This is a genomic window from Vibrio penaeicida, from assembly GCF_002933855.1.
GTDB lineage: Bacteria > Pseudomonadota > Gammaproteobacteria > Enterobacterales > Vibrionaceae > Vibrio > Vibrio penaeicida_A.
This window is the reverse complement of record NZ_BFAQ01000004.1, coordinates 59,135-75,709: the sequence shown is the minus strand read 5'-3', so window position 1 is coordinate 75,709 and position 16,575 is coordinate 59,135. Positions and strand designations below refer to the sequence as shown.

General features: G+C 44.3%; 7 protein-coding genes. 1 reads left to right on the top strand and 6 read right to left on the bottom strand.

The window, feature by feature from the left end; translation table 11 throughout:
- Positions 1 to 90: 90 nt before the first annotated feature.
- The 4 genes from VPNCDNU1_RS28685 to VPNCDNU1_RS00575 all read right to left on the bottom strand — a co-directional run bounded on the left by VPNCDNU1_RS28685 (position 91) and on the right by VPNCDNU1_RS00575 (position 8,843).
- Entirely contained in the window at positions 91 to 429 is a 339-nt protein-coding gene (locus VPNCDNU1_RS28685) for a hypothetical protein (RefSeq protein ID WP_145959423.1), read from the bottom strand.
- Positions 430 to 942: 513 nt separating this feature from the next.
- The gene (locus VPNCDNU1_RS00585; protein ID WP_104398553.1) at positions 943 to 1,230 is read right to left on the bottom strand and encodes a hypothetical protein; all 288 of its coding nucleotides are present in this window, start codon (positions 1,228 to 1,230) and stop codon (positions 943 to 945) included.
- Positions 1,231 to 1,235: 5 nt separating this feature from the next.
- Positions 1,236 to 8,297 carry an RHS repeat-associated core domain-containing protein gene (locus VPNCDNU1_RS00580; protein ID WP_104398552.1) on the bottom strand — a complete coding sequence of 2,354 codons (7,062 nt, stop codon included), beginning with the start codon at positions 8,295 to 8,297 and terminating at the stop codon, positions 1,236 to 1,238.
- Positions 8,298 to 8,426: 129 nt separating this feature from the next.
- Entirely contained in the window at positions 8,427 to 8,843 is a 417-nt protein-coding gene (locus VPNCDNU1_RS00575; RefSeq protein WP_104398551.1) for a hypothetical protein, read from the bottom strand.
- Positions 8,844 to 9,328: 485 nt separating this feature from the next.
- Here VPNCDNU1_RS00575 and VPNCDNU1_RS00570 point away from each other — a divergent pair, with 485 nt between their 5' ends.
- Positions 9,329 to 12,373 (top strand): M6 family metalloprotease domain-containing protein, encoded by a 3,045-nt coding sequence (locus VPNCDNU1_RS00570; RefSeq protein WP_167404688.1) that lies wholly within the window; start codon positions 9,329 to 9,331, stop codon positions 12,371 to 12,373.
- Positions 12,374 to 12,535: 162 nt separating this feature from the next.
- On the opposite strand, the gene VPNCDNU1_RS00565 is transcribed toward VPNCDNU1_RS00570, so the two are convergent.
- Entirely contained in the window at positions 12,536 to 14,659 is a 2,124-nt protein-coding gene (locus tag VPNCDNU1_RS00565) for a sensor domain-containing diguanylate cyclase (RefSeq protein ID WP_104398549.1), read from the bottom strand.
- Positions 14,660 to 15,143: 484 nt separating this feature from the next.
- A complete protein-coding gene (locus VPNCDNU1_RS00560; RefSeq protein WP_104398548.1) occupies positions 15,144 to 16,394 on the bottom strand; it encodes a multidrug effflux MFS transporter in 1,251 nt (416 codons plus the stop codon).
- Positions 16,395 to 16,575 lie beyond the last annotated feature (181 nt).

The window sequence follows — 16,575 nt, the reverse complement described above, 5'->3', positions numbered from 1 at the left end:
CGAAGCCACCATTAAACACGCTATGCCGAAATTAAACCATACTCTAAAAGTGCCTGTCCCACTTATTTCACATTCTCTATTTATTCTCGTTTAGTTTACTGATAAACCTTTCAAAATTGGTCGATTCCAATCATCACAACCGCCAACCAGAGCTGTTACATTTGTACCCGATACTTTAGAAGCAAGAATCATAGAAATCATCGTTTTTCCTTTAGATGTACTGGGGTCAATTCTATGATATTTATCTGAAGGGCTACTGCACTCGCTAGGAAAAGGAATGGATGAGAAAACGACATATGCCCTATTGTCCGCCTCTACTAAGAACTGACTAATACCTAATGGACTACCTGACCATCCACCTGCCAAAGTATGGAAAGGTAATAGCAAAGAAGATGCTATTAGATACTGATAAATTTTTTCCTTATTCATAATATACCTTATACATAATCGGTAGTTTTACTTACCTAAAAACACAAAAAATAACGGATATACGTTATTTTCTAGAAAGATCTCAAAATATTAAGGTAAACGTGGCTACCTCAGCTCAGCTCTTCCTTCCATTCTAAATCGATTGGGCATTGACCAAGCCACTTGGATGAGCGCTTGTACTCAACTGGAAAAAGGTACGGTCATTGGTTGCGAAGCCACCATTAAACACGCTATGCCGAAATTAAACAGAAAGCGAATATCCTGCTTTCAGCTACCTGATAGCTAAAGCTCCCTTCAAGCTAAACCACATACCATAGACGCTTAAGCCAATAACCACTTTGGCGATTTCGCGTGCCCAAAAGTCAAAGATATAGGGGATATTTGCCACTTTTTAGGCAAATACCTCAAGTATTGAACTCAATTTCAACGATACGAGTAGCGCTTGGCGTAAGCGGTAAAAAGACACTTCAAGATTTTTCTAAAAGTGTCTGTCCCATTTAATTACTTTTTTGCCTAACTAGGGTTAGTCTCGCCAATATATTGGTACAAGCTTGCAATCCAAATCAAAGCATAACCTATTGGTTCTTTCTCCCCTGACGCAATTTTCTGTATTTCATTCCAGTTATCGGAGAGCTGACCCAAATTTATATCACTAGGCTCCTGATAAGGGTCATATCTCTGTTCTTTTACGATGTCCCAATAAAAATCACTATCAATATCTAGAGAGTAAACTCCCTGAGCTTTAAGGTGATCAAATATAGCTAACATAGCCTTTTCCAGTGTTTTAACATCAACAAGCATGCGTCCTAACCTCCAAGAATGTCATCAATACTCTTTTGAAAATCTATGATTTCCTTTTCTAAATGCCGAACTCGACCATCAATAATGCGTTGTCGAATTTCATCGCTGGGAGCATTTTTCAAAAAGCCTTTATTATCAAAAGCATCAGGATCCTTTTTGTAAGCTTCCAGCTTTTCTTTATGCTCATCAATGCGCTGGTTTAGCGATTTAATAGATCTTTTCTGAGAAGTTGTTAAGTTCTTTGCACCAAGTCTACTTGCCCCCCAAGCCAAGGCACCTCGAATACCATGAACAATCCCAACACCAACGCTATACACCCCCAATACAATATCTGCTGGTCCTATTGAAGGTTTTACACACCCATTACAGCCTTGCATATAGGCTGGAGTATATCGGGGATCATTAAAAGCACTATAAGATTCGTAAGCATCAGCATCAAGGTCATCAGATGAAAACCCTGAACCGATGAAATTATCTAATAAACGAAGTTGTTCTCGGTCGTTTTGCTCTTTAAGAGATCCTCTTGCCTCGTCACCACTTTGCTTCTTGCTAGGCTCATCGTCCGTATCTGCATACCGTCTAGGCTTGTCACCCGTATTCCGACCATTTCGATCAAAGTGTGTCTTATTGCCAGCATCATTTGTATGAACAGATCGTCCTGTACCCTCAGAACCTCCGCCAAATTCAACCAACCTAAACCCAGTCGGATCAATATACTTAAGCGGGTTGTTCCACACATACGCATAGCGGTTAAAGCTGTTCGTCACAAATGGCGCTTGAATAATCGGATCCGCACTCACAAACCGCCCTAGGGTTTGGTCGTACACACGCCCGTTCATGTGGATCAGCCCGACTTCTTCGATTTCCTCGTGCCCGGTGTAGCCTCGGTTGGTGAGCACCATTTGCTCTACGTAATTGTACTTTTTGTTCGTTTCACGCTGCGGTGCGATATCACGCTGCTTACCAAAGGCATCGTAACTGCGGCGCTCGACCACGTAACCGTACAAGTCGGTGATCATATCCACGGAGTTCAGCGCGTCGTAGTGTAAGAAGCGCACTTGCTTGTTGGTAATGGAGCCATCCGCGTTTTCAGATTGGCTGTTTAGAGCAATCAGCTTGCCTTCGGCGTACACAAAGTGCTGGTGCTGAACCTCACCTGTGGCGACATCAGTTACTCGCTCGTAGGTTTTGTCGATGTAAACCGTGGTTTGAGTACCCGATACCTTCTTATAGCGGTTGTGGTTGGCATCGTAACTGAACGAGACAGTTTTGCCGTTACGAGTGATTTCGCTTGGCTTGTTGAATGCCGTCCAGCTTAGTGTGCGCTCGGTGCTGTTGTTGCTGCGTTTGGCGCTCACCATGTTACCCACAGCGTCGTATTGGTACGTTAGCCCGCTTGCCTTGGTTACAGCATGAGGTCCTGCCCCAATATTGCTGTATTCATAAGTGCCCGATACCCCTGTTTTGCTTAGGATATTACCGATGGAATCGTAGCTGAACGCGCTGTTTTTGGTGACGTTTGAGTGGTTGCTGCCGTTATCGAAGACGATGTTGTTGGTTTTAACGCGATCCAGCCCATCGTAGGTGTAGTAATCGCGAATGCCTAACGATTGGTCGTAACGTTGGGTCACGTTGTTGTGATCGTCGTACTTATATTCCAGCCAACGAGTCGAATCGGATGAACCCACAAAGGCATTTTGCTTACCGGTGATGTCCTTGTAACGATGGCTGAGTACCTGCCCCGTTTTGTGGGTGGTGATCATCATCGGCTTGCCCGTTGATGCACTGTGGTAATAGGTGTTAACCAACCCATTACCCAAGGTTTCCGACAGCGTATGGCCGTAGGCATCAGTTTCGCGGCGTTGCCAGTAAATTTGGTATGCACCGGAATTGTTCGCCGCAGCTAGATCAGCATTGGTTTTGATGGATTTGAGGTGATCAAGCTGGTTTTCCTCGTCCTGTACTTCGCCTTGGCACGTGGTTGGTCTTGTAACTTCTGAGCTGTCTCCCACAAGGTGGTTGGTGGCTTTACAATACACGCTGCTCAGTTTTTGTACCTTATCGACTAAGGTCAACAAATCTCTGGCTAAGTCGGTGTAATAGCGATAGTGCCTGCTGGAAATGTCCGCCGCTTGTTGCAAATCTTCTGCGCTGAATACCAGTTCTTGCTGAGTGGCAGAATCGGCATTAGCACCATAAGCATCGTTCGCGGCAATCAAGTTTAGCGTGCCGTTTTTGTCGTAGTCGACTACACGGAAGTCGCCCGCGGCTGTCAGCCCCATCTGTTTAAAGGTGCTGTCACTTAACCCTGTGTTAATCACACTGGATTGGTAATGGCGCACCCCATTTTGCGTGCTGGTAACGCGTTGTTGTAGCTCGTAGATGGCGCCATCTAGGGTGATGTCTAGCGGAATAGAGACATCATTATGCAAGATCACCCAAGTACCTGGGCGAAGGTAGCATTTGCCATTGGCATCGCACCAACGCTTAAGTCTGAAGATATTCTCCGAGCCTAAAATTTGCAGGGAGGCAGAGTCTAAATGGTGCAGACCAATGGTTCGAGCGTTGTATTCATTCGCCTTGCCTTGGAAGAAATCTTTCTGCTGTGCGTAACGCTGTGCCTTACTCAGGTATTCCCTAGCAACATCCAGAGTTTGCTCTATAAGCTGACCAATTTCTGCACGGTAGCTTTCACTCGCAAAGGCGTTATCCGCATAGGTGTAGGGGCTTTGAATTTGCGACAGATAGCCTTGCGGGTTGTACACGTAATCTAACGCCAATCGGTTACTGGCGTTCGTTGCACTGCTTAAATTGATGGGTGCGCTTGACGCTGAGTTGTCTGCGCCGTTCGGGCGAACTTCACGGGTTAGACGGTCAAAATTGTCGTAGAAATACAGTGTGCTGAACTTGTCGCCATCCACAAACGTGGCTTTTTCTGCCAACAGCCCATTCGCGTGGTAGTAGAAATCGCTGTTGCTGCCGTGACCCGACATAGCTGTCAGGGCACCCAGTGAAGCTGTGCCTCGCCCGTCGTAAACCCATGTTGAGGCGGCACTGCTGCCGTCTTTCTGGTATACCTTACGCCCTAGCGAATCGTAGCGATAAGTTGTGGTGACACCGTTGGCGTCTTGCTTTTCAAGCAGTTCACCTGCGGCGTTGTATTGGTATGTCCACTTACCTAAATCTGGGTCGTCCAGTTTGGCGCGATAGCCTAAGTTGTCGTACTCAACTTTGGTTGGATTCCCTTTACTGTCTATCGATGTTTTTAGCTTGCCGTCGGGGAAGTAGGTGTAAGTTTGGTAGCTATAATCCGCTTTACCTATCGCTTCTTCTTTTTTAACGATATGCCCAAGCACGTTGGTGGTGGTTTTATGTTTGAAACCACGAGCATCGGTAAGTGTGGTGCTAAAGCCGTTGTACTCGGTTTTCCATAACGTAACACCACCTGTGGCGCTTGGTTCTTTTTTGCGTATTTCGCGGTTTAGGCTGTCGTATTCGAATTCAACGTGGAATACCGTATCGTTCTGGAAGTATGGGCGCGAAACGCTGGTCTTTCTGCCGTTTCTGTCCCACTGGGTATCGGTGTACGCAATTTTGTCGTTAAAACTCTTAACGCCACTTCGTACTTCACGCCCTACAAAGTCGAGTTGTACCCAACTTTCTCCCCCTTGGTTAGACGTAGTTTTCACACAGCGAAGGGCCTCAGTATCCTTGAGCCCGCACCCTGATGCGCCTAGGTAGTTGTAGGTAACGAAGTTATTGGGGTTGCCATGCGTTTCTTTGATCACGCGACCAAAGTTATCGTACTGGTACGAGACTTTTCTGCCGTTCGGGGCGGTTTCATCGACAAGCCTGCCCGATGTGTCGAATGTGTATTCGGATTTATGACCTTTGGCGTTAGTGGCGTAATCGATGTATAAGCCTCTCCTATCATACGCAGTGCGCGTAGTACGGCTAGCGAGATCGGAACCCGACACGCTTTGAGAGGTGACGTTTCCGTATGCATCGTAACCATAATCGGTCACCAGTTTACGCCCCGATACACCACCAGCTTGGTACGCCGTTGGCGTGATGGTTTGTCTCCTTAGCAGACCTGTTGTGGTGTATTCAAAGTTGGAGGCCGTCGTTTTCACATCGCCACTGGTGTTGTCTGTGATGCTTTGGGTAGACTTTTTCACCGCGCCTAGTTGCCAGAAATCGCTGCCCGATTCCGTAATAACTTGAGTCACATTTAACTGGCGACTGGTGAGTTCTTTGGTGCCATCGCCATTAAAATCTTGATACACCAGCGATCCGCAGGACCGAGGGTTCGCCGCTTTAAATGCCGATTCTGAAATTGCGGTTAATGAGCCTTGCTGCTCGGTGTAGCTCGGTGAGCTCGAACTGGTTGATCCATCAAAGCGATAGAAATAGTTCATCCGTTTGAGCACCAGCGGTACATCTATATCGCCGTGGATTAAAACAAATTGATCGTTTGGCTTAACGTACACTTTGCCATCGGTACCGCAGTACTTGGTGATGCCGTAAACAAACTGGTTAAATACCGCATCGATATTTGGAACGCTGGTGCTAGTGATAGACAAGGCTTGAAAGCTTTCGGCCGTACCATTGGACACGTACTCAAATTCGTCTTTCGTGGTGAATGAACCTGAATCGGCGACCTGACCTTCTACAACAGTGGTCTTTTCAGTCACATTGCCAAAGCCTTTGGTGTCGCGCGTAATCGTCGTGGTCGCCGTTTTTAAATGTGTTCCAGCGTCATCATAGCTTTTAACTTCAATTTGCTGAGCGTAGGTTTCATAATATTTAACGCCATTTAAACCTGACCGAACCTTCGATTCATAGTTAAGATAGTTGGTTTCCTTAACTTTTTTGCCTGCCTTTTTAACCGTTATTTTTGTTGGCTTACCAGCAGTACGAACAGTAACGACGCCATCTGAGTTTCGAGGAGAAAATTCCGAGATGGTAGTCGTGGTGACGTCAGAATTTTCAGTAACGGTAATTTGGTCAAAGCCTAAAAAGCCCAAACCTTTGCGGTGAGATTTTGCGCCTTGATAGTGGTAATCATAGGTAGTTGCGCTGTAGCCATAGGGCTGTTTTTTCACATGATAAACTAGGTAACGGGAAGGGGTTGAGTTGACCACAGGGTAATAGTAGTAACGTCTTTGGGCATGAACCGATGTATCAGACGCAGGTTTGTAGCCGATGGTGTAAACCAGCCCCTCTTCGGTGATTTTTTGAATTTTATCTTGAGCATAAGGTTTGGAAACTTGAACAGACTTAACTTTGCTCGACTCTCCAAGAACCAAATCAGTTCTACCATCAAAGTTTAAATCGGTAACACCAGAGAAGTTTTGAATGCCTGTTCGTAGGTAGGTACCCCAGCTAATTCGACCAAAATTATTTTTGTGAATGTTCTTATTGGTGTAGAGATCAGGATATCCATCTGCGTTGTAATCAAAAAAACGTATATCTGAAATATTGTGATGAGCAACTATTTCGGTATCGTAAGAATAGGTACTGCCGTTGAATAAGTAGAATATTATCCATGCACCATTGCTTTTATGGCGCTCGACTGTCACTAAGTCCTTGTAACCATCATTGTTTATGTCAGTGACTCGGACAGATTCGGTATTAGGCATTAACTTGATAGCGCTTTCTCTGTGCGAGTTTGAGGCTAAATAATAGTAAAACTTACGTGCGCCGTGAGAATAGAAGTAAATATCATCTTTGCCGTCATTATCTAAATCACCAGTCTTCTCTATTTTTAGGTTTCGACGGTCACGCTTTTCTTCCTTTCCATCTCCGTTTAAGTCACCTGAGTACCAAGTCCTGCTATCGTATGTTGTTAGAGCGCCAGTACCATGAGCATCATAGCTCCCTAAAGGGACATTACTGGTTTTTATCTGTATGTCTTTTAGACTTCCAGAAAGCCCAATATAAGTTGAAGAACTTATATTTTTAGCTTGCCCGGATAAGTTTCGAAATTGAGTACTCGAAACTCTACCAAAATACTCATTCTTTCCATCTCGTTGGACATCAAAAAAGTTAACGTCTCGAATATGAGTATTCGCCGTTCTTTCTATCTGAGTATTTCTATCAGAAGTCCAATTAAATTTAATTTGGTTTGAGCAATCTCCCATCCCACTACCAGTACATTTCTTTACAGAGGTAAGTAAACTGCGAGAAGTACCAGTTGAGTAAACATAAGATAGGCTATAATTTCTAACCGTTTGTGCGGACTGGTTTTTGACATAGATTTTGGATAGTCGCTGAGGTCTTGTTAGCTTTGAACCCATTAATAACTGGGAAGTACTATCTGATCTAGCCTCATAGCCAAATTCAACCGAACCACCTATATAATTAATAGAGCTAATTCGATGACGTCCAGTGCTATTGTTTTCATAGTACTTAAAGTCAATATGGTTACTTTTCGTATGGTCCGTTATCTTATTCAGCGCCCATTTGTATATATGGGTTTGCCTAGGCAAGTTAACTTGCGCTGTATCTTCCATCCCATACTCATATACCGAGCCGTCCTTTTTCCACACCTTAAAATGGGAAGGTCCATGACCGTTGTAATTGCTTTTAAACGACACAATCTTTGAGTAACCGTTATTTTCTAAGCGATATTCGGTTAAATGCCCGCCATCTTGACCCGTAATCGCCACCAACCTTTGACCGTCTAAACAGTAACGATCGTCGTTATTTAAACGAACGCCACCCCAACGCCCATCCTTATGCAGGTTTTTTCCACATCGTGTAATGGAAGATAGCCCTGATATGTTCCAACCCATTCCGAGGTACCCATTTGGGGAATCACTGGCGTAACTGATTGCGAGTGACGGCTGATGACCATTTCTTCCGGGTACCACGTCGATTGGCAATGAATAGGTCGCCTGACCACCAGAGACATTAAAATCTCCTCGCACAACGGGAGCTGTAGCGTGCGTTAACGTACTCCAAGTGGTTAAGAAACTGAGTAAGGTTAATGCCAATGGTTGAGAAACCAAGTGCTTGCCAAGTATATGGGCGAAGCAGGAGATGAAAGATATTTTCGCATTCATAGGGTTCGTTATCCGTTACGAATTTGGAATAGATTGACGGTGTACTAGATACCCAAATCGACCACATCGTTGGTTGGTGTGAGCGACTTAGGTATCCAAATCAGGGTATAAAAATCGACTTTTATGCCGCTAGTTTTGATTGCCATCCACTATGGTTTGAAGCCGTTCAAGCTCTTGATTCAGCTCGATCAGTTCTTCTGGTGGGGCAATATCTTGGGGCATGTTTTGTTCAGAGAAATCTTTTAAGTCTCCCTGAACTAAAGGTAGCTCTGGTGCATCTAGGTTTTGGATGCCATGAGTCAGCGTTTGTTGAAGCTCGATAACTGGTGTGGGGTAGTTTGCATCTTCACTGAATGTTGTTACTTCTGGTTCAGACAAAGCAGCATCTCGCTCGAAAGAGGCTACCTCAGATTCTTTCTGGGGTTCTAATTCAATGTTATCGGTGGGAATGGATGATATATCAGGATCGGAGTTGCCCTGAGAATAGAAAAAATAAGCTCCAATCACACCAACTAGGGCTAATAGAAGCAACGCCACTAATTTCATAGTTATATTCATTATTCATTTTTGGTGAAGTTTGAGGGAAGCGTTGAAAAGCCATAAAAATCATACGCTACCGCCCTTCCCAATTAAGGGACAAGCGCTAATGTACACGTTTCACCATGCCAGCGCATTTGCATAGATTTGCAAATGTGAACGCTATCAATAATTCTCACGGCTAATACAAAGCTAGGAAGGATCTAATTTATTTGGCTATATCGCTTAATTGAAGCAGCGGTTAAATATGCCAGAAGCCTTTATGATAATGGGTTAACTCTATTTAAATTCATATATAAAACACCCTTTCTAAATCCAACCAAAAATTAGAAATTAACATTTAAAATCACTAGGTTACATACTGACACATCCATTAAGTGCTAAGTTTTATAAAAGCAGTCTCAAAAACTGACACTTTAGTCACAACCCCACTCACGGTGCCATTTTGTACGAAAATACGCATCGCTAGGTATATGATTAAAATGGAATTTTATATGAGAATATTTAAACGTAGTGCCCTTGCTAGTTTGCTGGGGCTATGTTCATTTGCGTCTTTCGCGACGGTAATGCCCTCTCCTCAAGTTCATCAGATCACCCTACCTGATGGGAGCTCGATGGATGTAAGGTTGAAGGGGACGAAAGAATTTCACTGGTATGAATCGTCCGGTGGTCACGCTTTAATTCAGCAAGACAGTAAATGGCACTTTGCTCATCTCAATCAATCAAGTGATAAGCTTGTCTCGGCGGGCGAAATATTCTCTTCTACAACAACACCACCTATCGCATCCATCATCGAACCCGCTACTGCGTTTAAATTGCAAGTGAAAGCCCAAAAAGCAGCCGTACCTCAAAGCGGTAACTTAAGCACTATGCAATCAAATTATGCTGAATCTATACCTCAAAAGGTTCAGCGCAACCAAGCTGCAAACGGAGTAGTTGAGCAATCATTGCTTGTGGTTCAAGTTTCTTTCGCCGATGTCGCCATGACTCACGACTTTACCGATCTAGTATTTTCAACAACGCAGCAAAGCGTGAAAGATTACTTTCGCAAAAACTCTTCGGATAATTACGAGGTGGTTCCAGCTAATGAGATAGATGGCACTGTGAATGATGGTGTGATCGATATTACACTTGCTCAAGATCATCCAAGTTGTATCAATCAATGTTGGGATGCGTTTGCACCTGTCTTTGAAGAAATATACAGTAAACTCGATCCACTGGTCAATTTCACGGATTTTGACAAAGATCTAGACGGGAAAATCACCCCTTCCGAACTTTCAGTTATGTTTGTGTTTGCAGGATACGACCGAACTGGCGGACCAGAAAACCCAGCCATTTGGCCACATAAGTGGAACCATAGCCCAATTACAGTGGATAACGTGCAAATCAATTCGTATTGCTTGTTTGCCGATTATCAAGGTGACCATCAGTCGACGTTAGGGGTGATTGTTCATGAGCTTGGACACTTAATGCTGGCATTACCTGATTTGTACCCAGATAAAAACAACCCAGATAAAGGTTCTATTGGGTATTGGGGTGTAATGAGTGGTGGCTCTTGGGCGATGAAACCTGGCGACCAGTATCCTGGTCAAACACCTTCGAATATGTTGGCATGGACGAAAAAAGCCGCAGGGTTTGTCGAACCAAGAGTTTTGAATTCGTCTGGTCAGCAGGAAATACAAACAACGAACGACTCCGCTGTTATTTACGTTGACCCTTACCTAAAAGAAAAAGGCAGCCGCGTCTACCTAGAAAACAGACAAGCCCAAGATTACGATGCAGGTATTCCTGGTGAAGGCTTGCTTGTTACGTCAGTTAATATCAATAACGAAGCGCGTAAAGTTGGACCGATGCAGGTTCAGATTTTGCAGGCTGATGGGCTGGATGAACTCGGTGTTGGCTGGAGAGCAGATAACGGTGACGTCTTCCCTGGTAGCACAAACAAACGTAGCTTGTCGGATACCACAACTCCATCTCTATCCAGTTTTGTCGGGATAAACTCTGACATTGCGTTTACTAGCATCTCAAGCAATACAAATAGAGCAAGTTTTAACTTACGCATGGTCGACGAGCCAAACAAATACGCTTGGGCAACCTCTTTCCAGCGCGCTTACTTGCAGCTTTCTTATACTGGTGTTAATTATGCAGCCTTTGCCATTAATCCACGAGACTCGTTAAGTGTTTTGGATGGCCTGCATATCTATACTCGATCTACGGGTATTCAAGACACTCAATATAAACTCTGGTTATTCCCATACCAACCTGCTGACAATGTTCTCTCTGTTACTCCAGAAGAAGGTCAACTTCTGTCTCAAGGATACATTCCTGAGAGCAATAGAATTATGCTAGAAAACAGCGTTTCACTACCCGATGGGAAAAGCACGCTACTATTGGAACTCACCGACGGTTTCGTAGAAATCGAACGGAAATTCTTCGAAACCTATATTAATTACAGTGAAGTGGAATCTTGGTGGTCAAGTGACGCACTTTTTAAAGATAATCACCAACTTTTCGCTATGAACCCAATGCTTCAGTTTAGCTTTGGCGCACTGTTGCGCTCCGACACAAGCGCGGTGCTCACTGCTGAAAACGATACAATCGTATTGGACGAAGACACCGCGGTAGATTCAAACCTGAGAAATAATGACATAGTCGACTTCTCTCATCCAATAGAGGGGATCGAAATCGTCACTCCTCCTGCTCACGGACGAGTTTATACTCAATCAACTGTTGCTAACTACATACCAAACACCAACTTCCATGGTAACGACTCATTTACCTATCGATTGAAGACAACGGAAGAGTTAACGTCAAACATTGCCACTGTTGATATCACAGTAAACCCGGTAAATGACGTGCCTACGGCGGTTATTTCAGCTCGTTCAGCTATCATCTCTGCAGGTCAATCTATCACAATATCTGGTACTGAAAGTTCCGACGTTGAAACATCAAATCTAAAATACCTTTGGAGTACGTCCGAAGATTATCTATTATTTGGTGAACACTCTTCTCAACTAACAGTTCGTATACCGCATTTAAGTGAAAGTAAAAGATTAGATGTGACGCTTACCGTTACCGATGAAGCAGGGGCTCAATCGACGGATACGGTTACTTTTAACATTCAAGCAAGTAATAAAGTTCCGGTTACTCAAGACGATGCCGTTACCGTTACATTCGGCGATAAAGTCGTTATTAAGCCACTTGATAACGACACAGATGCCGATGGCGATACACTAAGCCTAACGATTACATCACTTCCTAAGCGAGGCAGTACGTCAATTCAAGGTAATAAGATCACGTACACGGCACCTGGTACTTCTGGCGCAGCACAATGGGTAGAAACGTTCACCTATAAAGCGTCTGATGGCAAAGGCGGGTCCGCAACGGGTGAAATTACTGTGACTGTACAACCAAAAGTTACAATTACGACTACTCCTCCATCCACCTCGTCATCTGGCGGTTCTGTGAGTCTATTTGGCATGTTGGCTCTATTGGTGATGGGTGCCTCTAGAACAGTGCGTACACGTCGCAAAGATTAACAAACGCGTTTGTGCGTGATTGATACCTAACGGAGCCTGATTTCAGGTAATAAAAAGCCCCATCCTTGGAAGAGGTTGGGGCTTTTATCGTTTATACACTTGAATGCTGTGGGTATGAGTCGTTATAAATAAAACAAGGGCGCAATCGGTGATGGATAGAGACTAAATCACAATGGCAACATCCGAAGCATTCACAATGCGGTTTCGCCCTAGATCTTTTGCTTGATACAGTGCTTTATCCGCTTTGGAATACATGGAGTCAAAGTCGAAATTGGATGGCAAAACCGACTCAGTTAGATAACCAATTGAAACCGTTAATACGGATGAGCTGTCGTTTTTCGCATGTGGGATGCCGTCTGTTTCGATGCATTTTCGAATTTTCTCGGCTATTTTGCGTGTTTTGCTTTCGGTGGTGTCCGAAAGCAGCAAGGCAAATTCTTCACCGCCAATACGACAAAACGTTTCATCATTGCTGTCGCAAAAATTACTTAGGATATTCCCAAGCCGAATCAGGGCAATATCCCCTTCTAAGTGCCCGTACTCCTGATTAAACAAGCCAAAGTGGTCAATATCGAGCAATATTAAACCAATACTTTGTGGCGTGCCGGCTTTGCGGTTGGCAATATCATTCATGTGCTTGCTCAACTGCCTTCGGTTACCAAGACGCGTGAGTGGGTCTATGCTCGACAAGGCTTCAAGCTGCTGGTTTGCAAGCTCCAGCTCTAGAGTTCGGTTTCGCACTTGCTGCTCTAAGTTTTCGTTCAGAGTTCGAATGTCTTCTTGCGCTCGGGTGCGCTGCAAAACTTCAGCAAGGTTAGAGGCAAACAACAACATCATTTCTTGAAGTTGGCTTGTCATGGGTTTGCGGGTTAATAAGTTATCGGCAGCAAGAAACGCAATGGGTCCTTCTGAGCTGCTTTTTAGCATGGTCATGGCTGTCCAACCAAAACCGACGATTCGCTTGTCGTGGTAAATGGGTACAGACTCTTCCAGTGAAAGCGTATTAGGCTTATTGATAGCAGTCGAGACGAGGGGTCTGTCGCGCTGCATTTTAGTCTCGTAGTAGCTTTCATCCACCACATTTCCTTGAATATCGGTTCCCCATGTACCTCGAAGGTGGGTGAGATCTGGGTCGGTCAAAAAGACCGCCATCCGATCAATACCGAGGTTATTGATGGCAAATTCCACTGCGGATTTACACACCTCGTTTACAGTGGTACATCGAGATAACGCCACCATACTCGAGTGAAGCAAGCGAATATTCTGTTCTTGTTTCTTCCGTATGTAGATCTGAGAAAGCAGAGAGCCAAAAGACTTCAGCATCTCTTTTTGATAAGCCGTAATAGGATCACGGTGAATGTAATTATCAATCGCTATCCAACCAATCGGCTCATTTTCATCTCTTAAAATGAGCATGCCATTCCACCCCTGCCCGACCACACTCCCCGTCGTATAAAGTGGTGCATTTTCCATGATCACCAAAGACTCTTCATGGTTATGTAAGGCCTCGATATAGTCATCTTCCAGCTGATGGAGATCGTATACAGATTGGTGCTCCTCTTGCGTTTCGCCTTGCTCGGTGGTGCCATAAGTGCTGGTAAAACAGCGCTTTTTCATATCCAACAACATAAAAACACTGCGATCAAACCCCAAGCGATCGCGAATGGCTTCAACCGCCCCTTTATATAAGTCGTCCAGAGACGCGGGGTTTGAGAGCTCTAGCGCCACTTGCTGCACCAGTTTCATTTTTTGGATGAAGGTTTCACGCTGGCGAATCTCGTCTAGGTATTTCGCTTCACGCATGTCACGGTTCTTAAATTCCAGTGATGCGTTTCGCTCCGCTCTTAAACACTGCCAACGAGCGGCAGTGATGTTCAAAATATCAAGGAACTCTTTGGTTGTGTTGGTTTGGTATTTTTCGGGGTCAACCGCTTCAACAAACAGGTAAGTGCGCCACTCTGGATGATTATCAAACATCATCAGAAAGCACTCTCCATTCAGGGTTTCTTTGTAGTTCCACGAACAGGTATTAATTTCTAAAGGGATTAAGCCATCGGATGTATCAAATTGCGCTGCCCACGCCCAAAACGAAGAGGGAAAACTTGAAGGGGCGACAAACTCTCCTTTTGAAAACCCAGGCTTGGGTTGATTATCGGTTGAAGGAGCTTGGACAAAATACATCGCATGGGGGGAGAAATGTTCGGATAGGAAATTGAATAATTCTTCTGCGATCACTTTAGGATCACGAGCTGAAGAGACAACTCTTAATAATGCGTGTTTATCCAAAATGTCACCCAGCTAACCGTATTTTATTATGTTTATACCTAACGTTAACGAGAGGGTAATTCGTATGCAACACGGTGGAGAGCTACATGTTACTAATTCCACGTTTTTCGGTCGATGAAATGAATAAATCGCGATTCAAAGCAAATTTTTGGCACAACATCACAACTAGCGTTACATCACAGAATTGAAACACTTGAAGTCACAGATTAATTACAATTATAAAACTAAGAACAGCACACATTAATTATATAAATATGAGCTAGTTAGATAACGCCTTATTTGTCGTTATTTCTATATATATACCCAAGTGACCTCAAGATGCTTGGTTCAGCGAGAGTTAACTGTCTTTCAGACAAGGCACCGATTTGAAGATCTAGTCGTTCTAAATCAATAATCGGTAACGCAGTATGAAAGCCAGTTAAACTCGCCCTTGGGAGCCCATATTCTGTCCCATGTCATCGTCAAAGAACTTGGAAAGGACTCGTCATTCCACTGCGTCCTTCTCCTTGAACTGGAACAGACTATGAGGCTCTGAATCCTGCATCTTGAGGTTACTTGGGTATAAATGTTTACATCGCAATTGCAATACATATAGCACCAATAAACTCAGCGTCCCCACTAATAAGAATGTCCCAAGTAACTCTTTAGACGTAATCATCGATGCAACGACACCTCCAAACACACCTGTAATCAGCATTTGTAGCGAGCCAGACAATGCCGTGACAGTGCCTGCCTTATCTTTGTGAGGTTCTAATAGCATTCGACTGATGACTGGGAACATCAACCCTTGAGCAATCGCTAACCCGGTTAACGCCCCCACTAAATGAAAGACACTCACAGGTGCAAAATACATCCACAAAGCCGCTCCCAAGGCCATCACCAAGCCTGTTCCTAGTAAGGTCTTGGGTTCTAATCGGCGATTAAACATGTTTTGCAGCACACTACCAATCATCAACCCAAAAGAGGGCACAATCATAATGACACCATAATGCGCCGCGCTGATTGATAATTGCTCTTGCACTAAGTAAGGCATAACCGATAACGACATCATGATCATTAAGAAGTTAACCCACCCGTAAGTCGTGGTTGCAAGGACTTGAGGGGTTTTAATGAGCTCAGCATACGATCTAAATGCCGTATACAGCTGGGGCATTTTGGGAGGGTAAGGCAGTGTCTCTGGCAATATCAAAAGCCCCGTAATGTAAATAAACGCGACGTAGACAAAAACAAACATGAAGACCGAATCCCAACCAAACTGCCACGTTAGCCACCCACCTAAAACGGGCGATACCATTGGCATAACAGACGCCATTATCGAGACATAAGAAAGTGCTTTGGCGAGTCGATTACCACTGTAGCAGTCTCTGAGAATGCTGTTTGCAATCACCGCTGTACTGCCAGCTCCAAGCCCTTGCAATAAACGTCCAAACACAATCCAGCTTAGATCGTGCTGCAAAAACACGCAGATCACCGTGCCTACAAGGTATAAACCCTGGCCAAATATAAAAATAGGACGTCTTCCCAATGAGTCAGCCACAGGGCCATACACTAATTGCGCCGCACCAAGACCAACCATATAGATCGTCACCAACCATTGAATATCGAGCGGCGAATCTGCGAATTGCTGGCTCATCTCTGGCAGTGCGGGCAAGTAGATACTGACACCAACTTGACCTGTTGCGATCACCATCATCGCAAGCATAAGTGGGAGTTTACTGAACGTCTCTTTTCTCATTATATTTTGATTACTCGCTTTGATTTTGGATACTCGTATTAAGCGTCGCGCAAGTTACCCTAGCTAAATAACGCTAGGCGGACTGACCTAAATGGATGGTTCTTGATGGATAGATCTAAATGAATTGCTCTAGACCAATAGAACTGGGCAATTTAAAAGTATCCAAAGGCAATTTCTAATC

Coding starts and splice junctions, on each gene's coding strand:
- VPNCDNU1_RS00560 (WP_104398548.1), bottom strand. CDS start 16,394: ATGAGAAAAGAGACGTTCAGTAAACTCCCACTTATGCTTGCGATGATG.
- VPNCDNU1_RS00585 (WP_104398553.1), bottom strand. CDS start 1,230: ATGCTTGTTGATGTTAAAACACTGGAAAAGGCTATGTTAGCTATATTT.
- VPNCDNU1_RS00570 (WP_167404688.1), top strand. CDS start 9,329: ATGAGAATATTTAAACGTAGTGCCCTTGCTAGTTTGCTGGGGCTATGT.
- VPNCDNU1_RS28685 (WP_145959423.1), bottom strand. CDS start 429: ATGAATAAGGAAAAAATTTATCAGTATCTAATAGCATCTTCTTTGCTA.
- VPNCDNU1_RS00580 (WP_104398552.1), bottom strand. CDS start 8,297: ATGAATGCGAAAATATCTTTCATCTCCTGCTTCGCCCATATACTTGGC.
- VPNCDNU1_RS00575 (WP_104398551.1), bottom strand. CDS start 8,843: ATGAAATTAGTGGCGTTGCTTCTATTAGCCCTAGTTGGTGTGATTGGA.